The sequence below is a fragment of the Streptomyces viridosporus T7A genome, assembly GCF_008704515.1.
GTDB lineage: Bacteria > Actinomycetota > Actinomycetes > Streptomycetales > Streptomycetaceae > Streptomyces > Streptomyces viridosporus.
The window spans coordinates 471,348-486,729 of the sequence record NZ_CP023700.1 but is presented as its reverse complement, the minus strand read 5'-3'; the positions used below and the strand labels follow the sequence as shown (position 1 = coordinate 486,729).

The window sequence follows — 15,382 nt, the reverse complement described above, 5'->3', positions numbered from 1 at the left end:
TGGTGCCCTTGGCTTGGGTGAGAGGGTGGGGTGATCAGTGACGGACCACGGTCAGGCCCGCCTCAGCGGCGGCGTCGAAGCCGTCGTCGACGGCCACCACGTCGCGGCTGGCCGCATCGAGCAGGGACGCGGCGATCGCCGCGCGCATCCCGCCGGCGCAGTGCACCCACACCACCCCGTCCGGCACCTCGTCGAGACGGCCGTGCAGCTCGTGGAGCGGAACATGGACCGAGCCGTCGATGTAGCCGTCCGCGCGCTCCGAGTCCCGGCGCACGTCCAGGACGACCACGTCATCACCGCGCCCGTGCACGTCGGCGAGGCCGGCGAAGCGGGCGCGGGGGAAGGAGGCGAGCTCCTCGCCGGCGCGGACCCAGCCGGCCGGATCACCGGTAGCGGCGGCGGCCGGGCGGTCGATGCCCACCCGGGCCAGCTCCCGCTGCGCGGCGGCGATCTGCTCCGGAGTGTCGGCCAGCAGGGTGACGGGTTTGCCCCACGGGATCAGCCAGGCCAGGTAGGTGGCGAGCTTGCCCTCGCCCTCGAAGTTGAACGAGCCGGCCACGTGCCCCTCGGCGAAGGCCATGCGGCTGCGCAGGTCCACCACCCATTCCCCCGCGGCCAGCCGGGAGGCGATCTCCTCGGCGTCCGCACGCCGCGGCGGGGTCAGGTCGACGGGTAGGGGGCCCGCGGCGTTGGCCGGACCCATGTGCGTGTAGTACGCGGGCACGTCGTCCAGCCCGGCGAGCATCTGGGCGACGAAGGTGTCCACGTCCAGGGTGAGCGCGTCGTTGGTGGCGCGTTCCTTGCCGATCGTGGTCGCGTCCCCCTCGGCCTGCGAGGAGGAGCAGAAGCTGCCGAAGCCGTGGGTGGGCAGCACCGGCACCTCGTCGTCCAGTTCGTCGGCCAGGCGGTGGGCGGAGGCGTGCTGGGCGCGGGCCAGCTTCTCGGTCAGTCGTGGTTCGACCAGGTCCGGACGGCCGACGGTGCCGATCAGCAGGGAGCCGCCGGTGAACGCCGCCACATCGCGGCCGTCCTCGGTCAGGGCGTAGGAGGTGTGGTGCGGGGTGTGTCCGGGAGTGGCGATGGCGCGCAGCACCAGGCCCTCGTCGACCGTCACCGTGTCGCCGTCGGTAACGGGGGCGTGGGCGAAGGACACGTGCGCCTCGGCCGGCACCAGGTACTGGGCGCCGGTGACGCGGGCCAGTTCCAGGCCGCCGGTGACGTAGTCGTTGTGCACATGGGTTTCGGCCACGAAGGCGATGCGCACCCCACGACGGGCCGCTGCGGTGATGATCTGGTCGATGTCGCGCGGCGGGTCGATGACCACCGCGGCACTGGGGCCGCCGGCCAGGTAGCTGCGGTTGCCCAGGCCCTCGAATTCCAGGGTGTCGACGAAGAACACGGCTTACGGTTCCTCCGCAAGAGATTGCATACCTCGGGGGGTATCCGGTTCACTCACCCTAACAGAAATACCTAGGGGGGTATTTCAGGTCCTGTACGGATGGCCCGTCCGGTATTGCGTTCGCCGCGGCGGGTACCCGGTGGGGTATCAAGGGAATCAAGCATCCCGCACCGAAGGAGCAGCGCACCGTGTCCTACGACCGCACCGTCCGCCTGGCCGACACCGACTTCGACACCGCCGTCGCGGCCGTCCGTCGGGCCCTGGCCGACCAGGGGTTCGGCGTCCTCACCGAGATCGACGTGCGGGCCACCCTGAAGACCAAGCTCGACCACGACATGGAGGACTACCTGATCCTGGGTGCCTGCAACCCGCCCCTGGCCCACCGGGCGCTGGAGGCCGACCGCTCCATCGGGCTGCTTCTGCCCTGCAACGTCGTCGTCCGCCGCGACGGCGACCACACGCTCGTCCAGGCCCTCGACCCGGGCACCATGGTCACCCTCACCGGCCTCGACGCCCTCACGCCCGTCGCCGACGAGGCCACCGCCCGCCTGGACGCCGCCCTGAGCGCCCTGTCCGCCGCCTGACCCGCCCAGGCCGGGGCGGCCCCGGAGTCAGCGCCCGGCCGCCCCGGCCACGGGGCGCCGCCTCAGGCCCGCGTCCGCCCGGCGCCGCCGCATCAGGGCCCGGCCGGTGGCCGCGTACCAGGAGGCGGCCAGCACGACGGCGAGCGCGGCCTCGACCAGGTCACCGCCGTAGTACATGATCTGGGCGCCGGTGTGCAGGTCGGCGGTGGTGAAGGCGGCGCCGGGCGGCGCCGTCGCGTACAGGGACTTGGCCAGCACGGCGTGCGCGGCCCCGGCGGCCAGCAGGGTGACCCCGCGCACGGCCAGGCTCCAGCGGCGCCGCACCGGATCGAGTTGGCAGACGGAGAAGGTGAACAGCAGCCCGGCGGCCAGGACGTGCGCGTGGACCGCGGCGGACAGCCACGGTTCGTGCCGCACGGTCGCGAACAGCCCGGTGCGGTACAGCAGCCACAGCCCTCCGACGTCGAGCAGGGCCGCCAGCGGAGGGAAGAGCAGCAGGCCCGCGGCACGGGAGTGGGCCAGTGCCAGGAGCCCTCTGCGCGCGGCACCGGGGGGCAGGGTGCGCAGGAGCAGGGTCAGGGGACGGGCGAGGACGAGCAGCAACGGAGCCGCCATGCCGACGACCATGTGCTGGACCATGTGGGCGGTGAACGGACCGCCCGGCAGCGGGCCGGCCGCCGCCCAGGCCAGGGCCGCGCCGCCGGCGGTGAACGACGCGTCGCGCCACCGGGGCCAGGCGTCCCCGCGACGCCGCAGGCGGGCCGCGGCCGCCCCGTAGGCGACGGCCGCCAGCAGCGAGGCCGCCACCATGACCAGCTCTGCCGGTCCGGGGCCCACGGCCGTGCCGGGGTGTACGTGCGCGAGGATCACGACCCCGCCCCGGTCCGGCCGCGGCGGGCCGCACGGACGGCCAGACCCACGCCGATCAGCAGCAGCACCAGGCCACCGAGGTTCCACGCCCAGTCATAGGGGGTGACGTCCACGCCGTAGCGGATCTGGTGCAGGCGCAGCAGCTTGTGGTCCACGATCCCGTCGAACAGCTGAAAGGTCCCCAGGCCCAGGAAGAACCCGGCCCAGGCGTGGGCCGGGGCCAGGGCTTGGCGGCGCCGCAGATCGGCGAAAAGGAAGAACCCCGCGACCAGGGCCAGCAGCTCGGCGGTGTGCAACAGCCCGTCCGACAGCAGCCCCACACGGGTGGTGGAGCGGTCGTAGAAGTGGTGCCAGCCCAGGACCTGGTGGAAGACGATCTCGTCGACCGCGGCCATCACCGCGATCCCGATCACCCCGCACACCACCATCGACCTGCGCGGCTCGGGCCGCGCTTCGGGGACCGAGGGCGGGTGGACCGGTGCACTCATGAGCCTGCCTTCCTGACACGGACGCGTCTGCTGCCCCGTACGTCTACCCCCTCGCACCGGCCGCGTGCCCGACGGGCACGGCATCCGGATGAGCCGGCCCAGTGGCCCGAGGCAAGGCGCAGGCCAGTGGGCACCCGCAACGGCATGATCAAGCGCGCGCTGTGGCAGGGCTGATCGCCGGCAACCGCCGGAGGCGTCGTGATGACCCTCGGCGAGAAACTCGAACAGGCTGTCACCGAACGGCCCGACTCCCGCGCGCCCGCCCGGGTCCTCCAGCGCCTGACCGGTGTGCCCGAACACCCCGGGAAGCAGCCCCTGCCGGTCAACTGGGCCATGCACTTCGGCCAAGCCGCCCTCCTCGGCGTGCTGCGCTCGGTCATGGCCCAGGCCGAGCTGTGCGGACCGGCCGCCTCGGCGAAGTTCACCGTCGTGCGCCTCACCAACGACCAGATCCTCGGGAACGCCACCGGCGTCGGCGCCCCACCCCGGACCTGGCCCCGCAGGGAACGCGTCGTCGGCGTGCTGCACAAGGCCGTCTACGCCCTCACCACCGGAGCCGTCGCCGACGCCCTCGCCGCACGGGGCGGCCCCGGCCCCGGACAACGCCACGCAGCCCTCCGTGTCGGCCGCCGACCTGGTGTCGGCCCCCTGCCCCACGGCGCGGCTCACGGCCGGTGATCCGGAAGTGGCTTCATCGACGACCCACGACAGCAGTTGTTCACGACTGGAGGAGGCCTCCGAGGTGCCTCCCGAGGCGCTGTGAGAGCGCTGCGGTTCGCCATGTGCAGAGCCACGCGGCGAAGGCGCGAACGCTCCCGGTGGGCAGCGGCAGCCCAGCGGCCACGGAAGTGGGGAGGACGGTAGGGCTACGGGGAGGTGCTCCACGGGTGCCCTCGCTCGGTCGGGGCGGAAGCGTCTCAGGAGAGGGAGAGGAAGAGCTTCTCCATCTTCTGGGTGTCGAGGTTGTCGGCGCCGCCCTCCTGGGTCAGGCACTGCTTGAGGCCGCTGGCGACGATGGCGAAGCCGGCCCGGTCCAGCGCGCGGTTGACCGCGGCGAGCTGGGTGACGACGTCCTCGCAGTCGCGTCCTTCTTCCAGCATGCGTACGACGCCGGCGAGCTGGCCCTGTGCGCGCTTGAGCCGGTTGGCGGCCGACCGCACCTGGTCGGCGGGGAGCTGGACCATGGGTTCTTCCTTTCACGGGGCCGGTCCGGGGCCGGCTTCGGTCACTGGCCGGGGCTCTGGGGGGTGAGGGAGGCGCGGACCTCGTCCATGTCGAGCTCGCGGACGGCGGTGATCAGCTGGTCCAGGGCCTGCGGCGGCAGGGCGCCGGGCTGGGAGAAGACCAGGATGCCCTCGCGGAAGGCCATCAGGGTGGGGATCGAGGTGATGTCCGCCGCGGCGGCGAGGGCCTGCTCGGCCTCGGTGTCGACCTTGCCGAAGACGATGTCGGAGTGGACCTCGGAGGCCTTCTCGTAGACGGGGGCGAACATCTGGCACGGTCCGCACCACGCGGCCCAGAAGTCGACGAGGACGATGTCGTTGCCGGAGACAGTCTGCTCGAAGTCGGCGGCGGTCAGCGCGACGGTGCTCATGGGGTGGTTCCTTCCGTTTCGCAAGAGTAGCGGTATTTAATACCCCCCGGGGTAAATAACACGGTGAGGGGGCGGGGCATTCCCCTGGGCGGCACGGCATGCCACTGCCCCGGCGCGCCGGAGGGCAGGCGCCGGGGCAGCGGACAGCGGGCGACGAAGCCGTGGCAGGCGCCCTCTCCGGCACCCAGCGAGGCGACGGCGGCGAGGACCGGGACGGCTGTGTGGGCGGGTGCCTGCTGGACCAGGACGAAGGTGTCCATGGCCGGCACGAACCAGGCGAAGAGCCGGGAGAGGACGTGGGCGGGGGCGCGCGGCCGGCCGGGCTCCGGCGAGGCTGCCGACGACCGCGAAGCCGGTGACGGCCAGGGTCAGGGCCCAGTCGATCCGGACGCTCAAGAGGCAGATGGCGAAGCCCGCGGCGGACTTCATCGCGATGACCAGCAGGGAGGTGCCCACGGCCACCGGCATGGGCAGGCTGCCCAGCAGGGCAAGGGAGGGGACGACGAGGAAGCCGCCGCCCGCGCCGACCAGGCCGACAGCCGCGCCGACCAGAAGGCCCCGTCCCACCGGGAGCTGCCGGTGGGCCCGGTCGGGGCCCTCGCCCCGGCGGCCGCGGAGCATGGCGGCGGCGGTGACGATCATCATGACCGCGAAGGCGACCAGCAGGACGACGTCGGGGGCGTGACGCCGACGATGAACAAGGAGGTGGCGATGGCTTCCTCGGCATCCACGCCCGCGACGTAGACCAACGGCGGCACGGTCAGGATCGACCCGCCTCCCCGAGCAGGCCGAGGCAGACGCCGACCAGCAGCGTGAGGACCAGGACGAGCGTCAGCGTCATGGCGGTCACCTGCCGTCGGCGAGCTGGGCGACGGCCTTGCGCGGGTCGAAGGACGGTGTGCGGTTCCACGGCATCTTCGACAGCAGCACGCCCATGGCGCAGGTGTTGCTGATGGCGGCGAAGGCCAGTCCGCCGCCGACGAACGCGGACAGCGCCTGCAGGCCGGGGACGACGAAGCTGCCGAGGGCGCCGACCAGCACCAGAGAGCCGGCGACCAGGCGGACCTGGCGCTCCATGTCCCAGCGCTCCTGGCCGTAGGTGGTCGGGGCGCCGGACGTCTCCCAGGCGGTCATGCCGCCCGACAGGACCGCCAGGCCGGGGAGCCCGGCTTCGGCGAGGGCGCGTTCGGCCTGGCCGGCGCGCTGGCCGGAGCGGCACACCAGTACCACGTCGGTGTCCAGGTGCCGGCTCAGTTCCTCGCGGTGTTCGCGCAGGACGTTCAGCGGCACGTTGTAGGAGCCGGGGATGTGGGCGCCCTCGAACTCGACGGGGGAACGGACGTCGAGCAGACGCGGCGGGTTGGCGGAGTCGAGCCGGGTGCGCAGTTCGTCGATGGTCAGGCTGCGGGGAGTGGTGGGGGTGGTCATGCGTTGATCTCCTGTCGGTTGTCGCGGGTAGCGGGGATGTCGGAGGGGCACAGCCCCAGGTCGAGGGCGTTGTCGAAGCTGTCGTCGACGGCGACGACGTCGCGGCCGCGGGCGTGGAGCAGGGCGGCGACGACTCCGGCGCGGTAGCCGCCGGCGCAGTGCACCCAGACGCGGCCCGCGGGGATTTCCTCGATGCGGCCCGGCACCTCGTGGATGGGGATGTGCACCGAGCCCGGGATGTGCGCCTCGGCGCGCTCCTGGTGGCGGCGCACGTCCAGGACGACGAGGTCGTCGCCGCCGAGAGCGGCCTTCAGGTCGCCGAAGGTGGCGCGCTCGTAGGCGGCCAGGGGTTCGCCTCCGGCCCAGTCCTCGGGGCCGCCGGTGGCCATGGCGGCCGGGCGGTCGATGCCGATGCGGACCAGCTCGCGCTGGGCCTCGGCCACGTCCGCGGCGGTCTCGCCGAGCAGGGTGACCGGGGTGCCCCACGGGATCAGCCAGCCCAGGTAGGTGACGAACTGGCCGTCCAGGCCGAAGTTGAGGCTGCCCGCGAGGTGCCCGGCGGCGAAGGCGGTGCGGTCGCGCAGGTCCACCACCCACTCGCCGGCCTCGATCCGGCGCCGCAGCTCGGCCGGGTCCGCCACGGACGGCGCGGACAGGTCCGGCTTGCCGGGCCCGCCGGAGTTGGCCGGGGCCATGTGGGCGTAGTAGGCCGGATAGGCGTCCAGGCCCGCCAGGAGCTGCTCGACGTAGGCCTCCTCGTCGGCGGTGAGCGCGGTGTTGGTCCGCTTCTCCTGGCCGATGGTGCTGGCCAGGCCGGTGGCCTGGGTCGCGGAGCAGAACGAGCCGAACCCGTGGGTGGGGTAGACGGCCGTCTCGTCCGGCAGTTCCTCGGCCAGCCGGTGCGCCGAGCGCCACTGGGCGCGCACCAGGGTGTCGGTGTGGTCCGGGCCCAGCAGGTCCGGCCGTCCGGTGGTGCCGTACAGCAGGGAGCCGCCGGTGAACACCGCGACCTGCTCCCCGTCGGCCTGAAGGGCGTAGGACAGGTGGGTGTGGGTGTGGCCCGGGGTGTGGATCGCCCGCACCCGCATCGTGTCGCCGACCTCGATCACCTGGCCGTCGCGGACCGGGGTCCGCTCGTAGGAGACCTCGTCGTCGGCGTTCACCAGGTACTGCGCGCCCACCTCGCGTGCCAGGGCCAGGCCGCCGGTGACGTAGTCGTTGTGGATGTGTGTCTCGAACACGTGGGTGATCCGCACTCCGGCGGCTTCGGCCAGCGCGGTGACGCGGTCGTAGTCGCGCTGGGGGTCGACCACCAGCGCCACGGAGCCGTCGTGGGCGAGGTAGGTGCGGTCGCCCAGGCCGGGGGTCTCGACGGGCAGAACGGTGATCATCGCGTCTCCTCGGGGGTGGCGGGGGCGGTGGGGGTGCCGGGCTCGTCGCCGGTGGCCGTGGGGCGGCCTGCGTCGATCCAGACGGCGGTGCCGCCGCTGACGCCGTGGGCGTCGTAGCCCAGGTCGCGGAGCAGGGAGGTCGCCTGTGCGCTGCGGCCGCCGCTCTGGCAGATCACGTGGACCGGCCGGTCCCTGGGCAGGTCGGCGAGGGCCAGCGGGAGATTGGGCAGCGGTGCCGACAGGGCGCCGGGGACGTGGCCGGCGCGGTACTCGCCGCGGTTGCGGACGTCGACGACGAGGGCGCCCGCCGCGTGCGCCTCGGCGAACCTCTGCTGGTCGATCTCGGGAACCATGCGGGGAACTCCTGCTCACGTGCCTTCAGTGATACCCAGGGGGGTATGTATGGCTCAACCGTAACAGGATCCGGTTTATGCCCCCGGGGGTATTTGAGAGTGATGCGTCTCACGCGCCGGGCCTCCGCCCCCACCGCGGAACAGGGAAGGCGACAAGTCACTGCGTTACTTCGGGAGGAAGCCTGCGAGTGGCGTCGCCGACCGGCCTTCCGCGCCCGACGGCCTCATGCCGCGGAGGTGAACCACTGCCGCAGCGCCCCGGCCGCCCGGCCGGACCTGAGTCGCGCCGGCGTGCGGACAGTTCAGTTCGGGGCGGTCCCGGCGGCCCCGCCGTCGATCCCACGGCCTTGCCGTGAGGCCGAGGCGGATCACGGCCGGGGCGCGGCTAGGCATCAGCCGGACGCCGCCTCGGACCACCGCCGCTCCCGGCGCGAGGGGCACCCCTGACGGCCCGAGCGCGGTGTGAGTGGTGTCTTCGCGACCCACGGGTACATACCCCCACCCGTATGCCCTATCGTGGCTCCCGCATGCGGTATCGACTCCCGGAGCCCTCACGATGACAGTGCCCTCTTCGCACCACAGAGCGGGTTCCGTGCCGCGCTGCCTTCTGGTGCTGGTCGCCGTGCTGGTCTCGTCCCTGTGTGCGGCCGGGCAGTCCGCGGCGGAGTCCGTCCGCGCCGAACCGGCCTCCGCCACAGCCGGCGTACGGCCCGCAGCAGGACCCCTCGTAAGCGAGACCGCTGCGGAGCAGGGCAGCGTCGATGTCCGCGAAGCCGGTGCCGTCCATGAAGCGGCCGGCCCCTCGTCGTCGGACGCCGGGCACTGCGGCAAGCAGGCCACCCCCGACACCGCCTCCACCCACGACGGCTCCCGTCCGTCCACGCCGCTGCCGACGCCGGAACGCGAAGAGCACCGGACACCGGCCGCGCCAGCAGGCCCGGGCCCCGCATCCGCGGGGCCGGGGTCCGCACCCCCCGCACCCGACCTGGTACGGCTCTCCGTCCTGAGGATCTAGACCGGCCCGCGCGCCGTGTCCCCACACCCCCTCAGCGAAACGGAGTCCCTCTCATGCCCTCCTCCCGGTCCTTGCGCCGGGCGGGAGCGACGCTGGCCGCGTGGCAGTCCCCGCAGTGGGTCGCCGCCACGGCCGGTGCCGCACTGACCGCAGTGCTGGTGGGCGTGCCCACCGCGGTGGTCCCCTCGCCCCTGTTCTCCCGTTCCGTCCCCGTCCAGTGGTGGAACTACCCCGTCCTCGCCGCCACCGCGGTGCTCGCCGGCCTCGTTCTGGCCACCTTCCTCAGGCCGCCGCACGGCACCGGCACCGACGGCTCAGGCGCGCCGGAGGACCACGGCGATCCGTCCGCGAAGACCGCCGGCCGGCTCGGGTCGGCCGGCGGACTGCTGTCGCTGCTGGCGGTGGGCTGCCCCGTCTGCAACAAGCTCGTCCTGGTCCTGCTGGGCACCTCCGGCGCGCTCACCTACTGGGCCCCGCTGCAACCGCTGGTGGCCGTCGCCTCCCTCGTCCTGCTGGCCGAGGCGGCACTGCGCAGACTCTCCACAGCCGACGCCTGCCCCGTGCCCGTCCGCCGCTGAGCCTCTCGCCGCCCCCGGCGCACACCTCTCCTCACTCTTTCCCACCTCTCGGAGCACCACCATGCCCGGAACATCCGCAACCTCCGCGTCCTCGCGAGCCGGGCGGCCGCGCCCCGGCCGCACCCGGCGCGTCCTCGCCGTGATCGTGCTGACCGCCGCCGTCGCGACCGCCGTCCTCGCCCTCACCCTCGGCCGCGACACCACCGGAGGCGGCACGGCCGCCCCCGCCACGGTGTCGACGTCCGAGGCACAGGAGCCGGCGAACCCGGAACTGCTCGCCCTGGCCCGCCGGGACGACTCCGACCCGCTCGCCCTCGGCAGCCCGGACGCACCCGTCGTGCTGATCGAGTACTCCGACTTCCAGTGCCCCTTCTGCGGCCGGTTCGCCCGCGAGACCGAGCCGGACCTGGTCCGCGACTACGTCGACAAGGGAATCCTGCGCATCGAGTGGCGCAACTTCCCCGTCTTCGGCGCCGAGTCGGACCAGGCCGCGCGAGCCGGCTGGGCGGCCGGACAGCAGAACCGCTTCTGGCAGTTCCACGACGAGGCCTACGCCGAGCCGCGCCGGCGCAACGCGGGCGACTTCGGCGAGGACAACCTCATCTCCATGGCCCGGAAGGCCGGCATCCAGGACCTCGCACGGTTCGAGAAGGACATGGTCTCCGACGCCGCCCACCAGGCGATCGCCCGCGACAGCGAGGAGGGCTACGGCATCGGGGTCACCAGCACCCCCGCGTTCCTGATCAACGGTCGGCCGGTGCTCGGCGCCCAGCCCACGGACGTCTTCACCGACCTCATCGACGAGGCCGCCGAACAGGCACGACAGCAAGAAGACGGCGATGAGTGACCCCGGCGTGCTGGCCGCCCTGTGGGACCGCTACGACCTCGGGCGCCGGCCGTGGCTGCGCGGCCGGGTGATCCACGTAGGAAAAGTACCGCTGCACACCACCTCCCTGGCCGGCGGGGTGATGTTCATCCTGCTCGGCGTCCTCTTCCTTGTCTTTGACGGCACCTCCGCCCTGCCCTCCCTGATGGGAGCGGACGCGGAGTTCGCCTGGGAGGAGCGGCTGTCCCGGTGGGCGGGCGCGGTCCCCGACCGCACTCTGCTGCTCGGCCTGGCCGCGGTCGCGGCCGCCGCAGCCCTCGCCGTCCTGCTGCGCACTCGCCCTGGACAGAAGGAGGAACGACACCCGCCGGCGGAGCACGTCCGCGCGGACGGCACTGCGAAGGAACATCGCTGACCCCACGCGTGTCCTGGGAGGACCCGTCCCGGATTCTCCCAGGACCCCGGGCTCGCAGACAGTCACGAGGCCGAAGTTCAGCCCGGTCCTGGCAGGGCGCGTACGCGCGCGAGGACCGGCGGTGCCCTCTCCCTTGCCCTCCTGCCCGCTGTCGCCGTCACCTCCTACCGCCGATGAAACCCACCAACCTCGACACCCCCGCGCCCGGCAACACCGTCGACGGCACCGGTTTGCTCTGCGTCACTCTCCTGCTGCGCCTACGCAAGGAGATCGACGGCGCGGAGCCGGGCACCGTCGTCCACGTCATCGCCACCGACCCGGCCACCCCGCTCGACCTGCCCGCATGGTGCCACCTGACCGGACATCACTACCTGCAGCCCGGCGACTACATCAAGCTGTGCGGCGGCCACGGCACCGACTCCGACGCCAAGAACGTGGTCTACCGCGACAACTGCAACTTCCCGTGGAACAAGGACAAGGACACCATCTACCTGTACAAGCACCTCCGGTGCCCGCGCGGACGTGCACTCCTGCACCAAGCGCGACCACGACCGGGACGGCAACGGCTGCAGCAGCTCTCACGGCTGACACCCGAAACCATCCGCCGGACCGCCGTGACCTGCCCGACCACGCCCGCCCGTGCGGTCCCGGACGACCAGCCGGCCGTACGGGGCGCACGGCTCGGTGAGTTCCCCTGCCGGGTCGGGACTGCGTGAGCGGTCCGGCCGTGGGTAGACGTCATCCCACTGGGGAGTGAAGCTGCGGGGGCGGCACGTACCTGCGATGAGTACGCGCCGCCCTCGCACGCGTTGTGGCGCTGAGGGGAGCCGGGCGGACGGCCGTAGGAGGGTCGCTCCGGCGGCGGCGTGCTGCGTCAGGAGCGGGGGATGCTCCTTGCCGGCGGGCGGCCGCGCGGTGACCTCGTGGCCGCCGGCTTGCCCGGCGCCGCAAGCGGCCGGAGCATCCTGGCCGTTCCTTCTTGCCTCCTTGGCGGTGCCGCGCGGGAGGGAAAGACGAGAACGGCTTTCAGACCCGGGCGCCGACCGGCGAGTTGGCAGGAGCCGCCCTGGCTGTGCGCTGCCTGCTGCGACTGCGGTAGAGTGGATCTTGAGCGTGCTGCTGGTTGTGCCGGTGGCGGGCTGTGCGTTGGTGGTCCAAGGAAAGACGTCCCGCTTCCTGCGGGGAGATGCAGGTGCAAGGCCTGCCCGGCGCTCCACGAAGAAGACCCCCGGCCCTGCTGTTCAGGGCCGGGGGTCTTTTCGCACGCGATCGCCGGGGGCGTTCAGCCGCAGGCGTTGCGGTTGGTCTTCAGCGACCGGGTCTGGTCGTTGAGGTGGTGGTCGCGCAGGTCGTGGAGGGAGCCGCCGCTGCGGGTGACGCAGACCCAGCGGCCGACGTGGTTGTGCTTCTCATGCACGTGGGCGGTGCGGTCGGAGTTGTTGCGGATCGAGCTGCCGCGGTCACGGATCGCGGGGGCAGGTCCTTCACACTGCCGTCGGCCGTGCACCGCACCCAGGACTGCCCACCAAAGTTGATCTCGGGTAGATGCACACGTAGCCGGACGGACTCCCGCGTCGGCGGGGAGGACGCTGGTTTGGGATGGGATGATGGCCGTCGACAAGGCGACGGCGGAACGAGGAAGCCGGTGTGAATCCGGCGCGGTCCCGCCACTGTGATCGGCGAGCGACTCCCGACAGGCCACTGCCCGGCAGCGGGTGGGAAGGCCGGGACGAGCATCGACCCGAGAGCCAGGAGACTCACGCGGTCGCCTCCTCGACGGACCACCGGGGCGGATCTCCCCGGAGAGAGGAACGGCACCGCATGCCCGCAACGCCGACCGGACGAACGACTGACGACGCGAGGACCGAAGCGGCGAACGGCCCCGTGCCGTGCCGTGTCGTCGTGTGCCGCGACTGCTGCTGCGGCAGCCCCAAAGTGACCGGCGTCGACCACGCGGCCCAGACGGCACGTCTGCGTGCTCAGGTGCCGGTGCGGGTGTCCGCCTGCCTGGACGTCTGCGACCAGGCCAACGTCATCGTCGTCCAGCCCTCCGCGGAGGGCCGGGCCGCCGGTGCCCGGCCCGTCTGGCTGGGGCTGGTCAACGACCCGGACGCGACCGAGGACATCGCCGCCTGGGCACGCGCCGGCGGACCGGGCGTCGCACCCCGGCCGGACATCCTCGACCTGTACGCCATCACGCCGCCACGACGGCGTACGGCCTCCTGATCGTGCGGACGGAGAGCCGGAGGGAGGACAGAACCGTGCACGACGCCCGTGCCTCAGCCGCGTCCGTCACCGCCGCCCTGCGTGACGTGGCGGGCCTCGGCGGCTTCTTCGCCCTGCAGCTCGGCGGACGGGACGACGGCTGGCATCCGGTCGCCCGTTCCTACGCGGCGGGTTTCACCGACCTCGCCGAAGCCGTCGCACGCCGCCACCGCACCCAGGAGCCGCGCGTCGACGTCTCCATCGCCCAGCTCGGTCACGCCGCCCGCCTCTGGTCCCCGGCCCTGGCCTGCGTCGTCCTGCACGGGATCGTCCCCGACCTCGAGGGGCTGCAGCGGGCCGACGACGGACCGGCCCTCCGGCTGCCCCGGCCGGCCGGCTGGCACGTCGACCGGCTCGACGACCGGCTCGACGACGGTGCCGTCCACGCCCTGTACCAGCAGGTGACACGTCACCTGTCGGCACTGGCCGACGGCTTGCGCGTCAAGGTCGCCCCGCGTCTGCTGGACGGCAACTCGGCGTCGGCACTCGTCGGCGCGGCCCATGCCCTGCTCGCGCTCCGTCCCGCCGTGCGCGGACCGCTCACCGACCTCACGACCGCGCTGCTGAACACCGGACGCCTGGCGGGCACCGGAGTGCTCACCGGCCCCGACCTCGCGTTCCGCCGCCTGAGCTGCTGCCTCTACTACCGCGCGCCGAACGGTTCGAAGTGCGGTGACTGCGGGCTCGCCGGCCGCGTGCCCCGACGAGCTCCGCGATGAGGTACTTCCGTGTACTGATGAGGGACACGGCGGACATCGGCGTACCGCTGCCGCCGCCCGGCCGGTGGGTCGGGACGGACGGTGCCGGCACTCCGTTCCCCTTCGGGCTGTGCCGCTCACCGGGCCGGGCGGCGGGCAGGCGGTCGCGTACGGCGATGGCGAGAGCCTGGGCGTCGCCGTCCCTGGTGGCGGTGACCACCGGAGTGCCGTCGACGTCGGTGGCGTCGGCCTTGAGGTCGCTCGCCCGGGCCCGGTCGGCCTGCTCGCGGATTCGCTGGTTCTCCCGGTCGGCGGACTTCAGCCGGTCCGGCAATCCGGCGACGCGGTCGGGGAGTTCGGCGCGTGGTGCCTGGAGCTGCTCGGCGATGCGGGTCACCGGGTCGCGTTCGCGGGCCAGGTAGCCGAAGCCCTCGATGCCGACGGCGGCCTCCAGGCGGCACATGCCGGCGCCGACCGACGACTCGGAGGTCAGCGCGACCGTGCCGATCTGCGAGGCGTGCTCGACGTGGGTGCCGCCGCACAGTTCCCGGGACCAGGCGCCGCCGATCTCGACGACGCGGACCTTCTCGCCGTACGTCTCGTCGAACAGGGCGAGCGCGCCCAGTTCCTTGGCCTCCGGGAGGGTCATCCAGCGCACGCCGACCGGCAGGTCGCGGCGCAGGGCCTGGTCGGCGGCCTCCTCGATCTCGCCGCGGACCGTGGGGGAGAGGGCGCCGCGCCAGGGGAAGTCCAGGCGGAGGTAGCCGGGGCGGTTGTAGGAGCCCGACTGCGGGGCGCCCGGGCCGAGGACCTGGCGCAGGGCGGCGTGCAGGACGTGGGTGCCGGAGCAGGCCTGGCGTGCACCGAGCCGCCACTCGGGGGCGGCGGCATGCACCGAGTCCCCGGCGGCCAGTTCATCGGACAGGACACGGACCTGGTGGACGATCAGGCCGGGCAACGGCCGCTGCACGTCCAGCACCTCCGCCTCCACCGACGTGCCACCGACGTGCCGGAGAGGCGGCCCGCGTCGCTGTCCTGGCCTTTGGACTCGGCGTAGAACGGGGTGCGGTCCAGGACGACGGTGACGATCTCCCCCTCACATGCCACCGGTGCCGGGCCCGAAGAGCCCAGAACGGCCAGGACGTGGACTCGGTCGCCAGGGTGTTCCAGGCGCCGGTCGGTCGGGCCGTGCGCGTCCAGGACCGGGCGCAGCACGGTGAGATCGCTACCGCCGCTCTTGCGGGCACGGGCGTCGGCCCTGGCCCGTTCCCGCTCTCGCGCACGAGCGTGCTGAAGCCCTCGCTCAGGCGCAGTGGATCGTGCGGGCCATGCGAGCGCATGGCGTACCGCGTCCACGGCTTTCTCGCTGATGAGGACGGAGTTCCTTCATCACTCTTCCATCGCCCCTGTCCTACGGAGGCAGACGGCCGTTCCCCTACGCCGTATCTGACCACCCAGTCTGTGATGGGCGTCGTTGC

The 15,382-nt window shown here is 72.9% G+C and carries 19 protein-coding genes, 1 tRNA gene, 3 pseudogenes and 1 riboswitch; of the genes and pseudogenes, 11 read left to right on the top strand and 12 right to left on the bottom strand.

Features of this window, described 5'->3' with window-relative positions:
- Positions 1–34: 34 nt before the first annotated feature.
- A complete protein-coding gene (locus CP969_RS02470) occupies positions 35–1,399 on the bottom strand; it encodes an MBL fold metallo-hydrolase (RefSeq protein WP_016828065.1) in 1,365 nt (454 codons plus the stop codon).
- A 188-nt stretch (positions 1,400–1,587) separates the two neighbouring features.
- Between CP969_RS02470 and CP969_RS02465 the strand changes: the two genes are divergently transcribed.
- A complete protein-coding gene (locus CP969_RS02465; protein ID WP_016828066.1) occupies positions 1,588–1,983 on the top strand; it encodes a DUF302 domain-containing protein in 396 nt (131 codons plus the stop codon).
- 27 nt (positions 1,984–2,010) lie between these two features.
- Here the strand turns inward: CP969_RS02465 and CP969_RS02460 are convergent, their stop codons facing one another.
- Together CP969_RS02460 and CP969_RS02455 are read right to left on the bottom strand one after the other, a co-directional pair.
- Positions 2,011–2,853, bottom strand: a complete 843-nt coding sequence (locus CP969_RS02460; protein ID WP_223887031.1) for a cytochrome c oxidase assembly protein — start codon at positions 2,851–2,853, stop codon at positions 2,011–2,013.
- The gene (locus CP969_RS02455; RefSeq protein ID WP_016828069.1) at positions 2,850–3,341 is read right to left on the bottom strand and encodes a DUF2243 domain-containing protein; all 492 of its coding nucleotides are present in this window, start codon (positions 3,339–3,341) and stop codon (positions 2,850–2,852) included. The genes CP969_RS02460 and CP969_RS02455 overlap by 4 nt, the downstream gene beginning before the upstream one ends.
- Before the next feature lie 201 nt (positions 3,342–3,542).
- Between CP969_RS02455 and CP969_RS02450 the strand changes: the two genes are divergently transcribed.
- A complete protein-coding gene (locus tag CP969_RS02450; protein ID WP_016828070.1) occupies positions 3,543–4,019 on the top strand; it encodes a hypothetical protein in 477 nt (158 codons plus the stop codon).
- A gap of 239 nt (positions 4,020–4,258) precedes the next feature.
- On the opposite strand, the gene CP969_RS02445 is transcribed toward CP969_RS02450, so the two are convergent.
- The 6 genes from CP969_RS02445 to CP969_RS02420 form a co-directional block, all read right to left on the bottom strand.
- On the bottom strand, positions 4,259–4,525 hold the full coding sequence (locus tag CP969_RS02445) for a metal-sensitive transcriptional regulator (protein ID WP_004993208.1): 267 nt from the start codon (positions 4,523–4,525) through the stop codon (positions 4,259–4,261).
- A gap of 41 nt (positions 4,526–4,566) precedes the next feature.
- The gene (gene trxA, locus CP969_RS02440; RefSeq protein ID WP_016828071.1) at positions 4,567–4,935 is read right to left on the bottom strand and encodes a thioredoxin; all 369 of its coding nucleotides are present in this window, start codon (positions 4,933–4,935) and stop codon (positions 4,567–4,569) included.
- Positions 4,936–4,971: 36 nt separating this feature from the next.
- A complete protein-coding gene (locus CP969_RS02435; RefSeq protein ID WP_317984068.1) occupies positions 4,972–5,577 on the bottom strand; it encodes a sulfite exporter TauE/SafE family protein in 606 nt (201 codons plus the stop codon).
- Between the two features lie 204 nt (positions 5,578–5,781).
- The gene (locus CP969_RS02430) at positions 5,782–6,363 is read right to left on the bottom strand and encodes a rhodanese-like domain-containing protein (protein ID WP_016828072.1); all 582 of its coding nucleotides are present in this window, start codon (positions 6,361–6,363) and stop codon (positions 5,782–5,784) included.
- Entirely contained in the window at positions 6,360–7,754 is a 1,395-nt protein-coding gene (locus CP969_RS02425) for an MBL fold metallo-hydrolase (RefSeq protein ID WP_016828073.1), read from the bottom strand. Before CP969_RS02425 ends, CP969_RS02430 begins: the two co-directional genes overlap by 4 nt.
- Entirely contained in the window at positions 7,751–8,107 is a 357-nt protein-coding gene (locus tag CP969_RS02420) for a rhodanese-like domain-containing protein (protein WP_016828074.1), read from the bottom strand. The genes CP969_RS02425 and CP969_RS02420 overlap by 4 nt, the downstream gene beginning before the upstream one ends.
- A 592-nt stretch (positions 8,108–8,699) precedes the next feature.
- Here CP969_RS02420 and CP969_RS02415 point away from each other — a divergent pair.
- The 7 genes and pseudogenes from CP969_RS02415 to CP969_RS02390 all read left to right on the top strand — a co-directional run bounded on the left by CP969_RS02415 (position 8,700) and on the right by CP969_RS02390 (position 12,157).
- Entirely contained in the window at positions 8,700–9,122 is a 423-nt protein-coding gene (locus CP969_RS02415; protein ID WP_150474889.1) for a hypothetical protein, read from the top strand.
- 53 nt (positions 9,123–9,175) lie between these two features.
- Positions 9,176–9,700, top strand: coding sequence for a membrane protein (locus CP969_RS02410; protein WP_016828075.1), 525 nt, complete (start codon positions 9,176–9,178; stop codon positions 9,698–9,700).
- A gap of 61 nt (positions 9,701–9,761) precedes the next feature.
- Entirely contained in the window at positions 9,762–10,547 is a 786-nt protein-coding gene (locus CP969_RS02405) for a DsbA family protein (RefSeq protein ID WP_026085506.1), read from the top strand.
- Entirely contained in the window at positions 10,540–10,941 is a 402-nt protein-coding gene (locus CP969_RS02400; RefSeq protein WP_016828077.1) for a hypothetical protein, read from the top strand. The genes CP969_RS02405 and CP969_RS02400 overlap by 8 nt, the downstream gene beginning before the upstream one ends.
- Positions 10,942–11,114: 173 nt before the next feature.
- Positions 11,115–11,258, top strand: a pseudogene (locus CP969_RS34180) (sulfurtransferase TusA family protein); the annotation flags it as partial.
- Positions 11,259–11,303: 45 nt separating this feature from the next.
- Positions 11,304–11,529 (top strand): annotated as a pseudogene (locus CP969_RS34175) (lamin tail domain-containing protein); the annotation flags it as partial.
- Positions 11,530–12,084: 555 nt separating this feature from the next.
- A tRNA-Arg gene (locus CP969_RS02390) sits at positions 12,085–12,157 on the top strand.
- A gap of 66 nt (positions 12,158–12,223) precedes the next feature.
- Here the strand turns inward: CP969_RS02390 and CP969_RS34170 are convergent.
- Entirely contained in the window at positions 12,224–12,358 is a 135-nt protein-coding gene (locus CP969_RS34170; protein ID WP_263407101.1) for a hypothetical protein, read from the bottom strand.
- Between the two features lie 173 nt (positions 12,359–12,531).
- A riboswitch (cobalamin riboswitch) is annotated at positions 12,532–12,720 on the top strand.
- Positions 12,721–12,762: 42 nt separating this feature from the next.
- On the opposite strand from CP969_RS34170, the gene CP969_RS02380 reads away from it, so the two are divergent.
- Both CP969_RS02380 and CP969_RS33580 read left to right on the top strand, forming a co-directional pair.
- A complete protein-coding gene (locus CP969_RS02380) occupies positions 12,763–13,167 on the top strand; it encodes a hypothetical protein (RefSeq protein WP_004993226.1) in 405 nt (134 codons plus the stop codon).
- A 35-nt stretch (positions 13,168–13,202) separates the two neighbouring features.
- Positions 13,203–13,925, top strand: coding sequence for a (2Fe-2S)-binding protein (locus tag CP969_RS33580; RefSeq protein ID WP_016828079.1), 723 nt, complete (start codon positions 13,203–13,205; stop codon positions 13,923–13,925).
- Positions 13,926–14,412: 487 nt separating this feature from the next.
- Here CP969_RS33580 and CP969_RS34540 read toward each other — a convergent pair.
- Both CP969_RS34540 and CP969_RS34535 read right to left on the bottom strand, forming a co-directional pair.
- Positions 14,413–14,553, bottom strand: a pseudogene (locus tag CP969_RS34540) (hypothetical protein); the annotation flags it as partial.
- A gap of 296 nt (positions 14,554–14,849) precedes the next feature.
- Entirely contained in the window at positions 14,850–15,260 is a 411-nt protein-coding gene (locus tag CP969_RS34535) for an alanine--tRNA ligase-related protein (protein WP_399474104.1), read from the bottom strand.
- Positions 15,261–15,382 lie beyond the last annotated feature (122 nt).

Coding starts and splice junctions, on each gene's coding strand:
- CP969_RS02455 (WP_016828069.1), bottom strand. CDS start 3,341: ATGAGTGCACCGGTCCACCCGCCCTCGGTCCCCGAAGCGCGGCCCGAG.
- CP969_RS02450 (WP_016828070.1), top strand. CDS start 3,543: ATGACCCTCGGCGAGAAACTCGAACAGGCTGTCACCGAACGGCCCGAC.
- CP969_RS02445 (WP_004993208.1), bottom strand. CDS start 4,525: ATGGTCCAGCTCCCCGCCGACCAGGTGCGGTCGGCCGCCAACCGGCTC.
- trxA (WP_016828071.1), bottom strand. CDS start 4,935: ATGAGCACCGTCGCGCTGACCGCCGCCGACTTCGAGCAGACTGTCTCC.
- CP969_RS02435 (WP_317984068.1), bottom strand. CDS start 5,577: ATGATCGTCACCGCCGCCGCCATGCTCCGCGGCCGCCGGGGCGAGGGC.
- CP969_RS02430 (WP_016828072.1), bottom strand. CDS start 6,363: ATGACCACCCCCACCACTCCCCGCAGCCTGACCATCGACGAACTGCGC.
- CP969_RS02425 (WP_016828073.1), bottom strand. CDS start 7,754: ATGATCACCGTTCTGCCCGTCGAGACCCCCGGCCTGGGCGACCGCACC.
- CP969_RS02420 (WP_016828074.1), bottom strand. CDS start 8,107: ATGGTTCCCGAGATCGACCAGCAGAGGTTCGCCGAGGCGCACGCGGCG.
- CP969_RS02410 (WP_016828075.1), top strand. CDS start 9,176: ATGCCCTCCTCCCGGTCCTTGCGCCGGGCGGGAGCGACGCTGGCCGCG.
- CP969_RS02405 (WP_026085506.1), top strand. CDS start 9,762: ATGCCCGGAACATCCGCAACCTCCGCGTCCTCGCGAGCCGGGCGGCCG.
- CP969_RS02400 (WP_016828077.1), top strand. CDS start 10,540: ATGAGTGACCCCGGCGTGCTGGCCGCCCTGTGGGACCGCTACGACCTC.
- CP969_RS02380 (WP_004993226.1), top strand. CDS start 12,763: ATGCCCGCAACGCCGACCGGACGAACGACTGACGACGCGAGGACCGAA.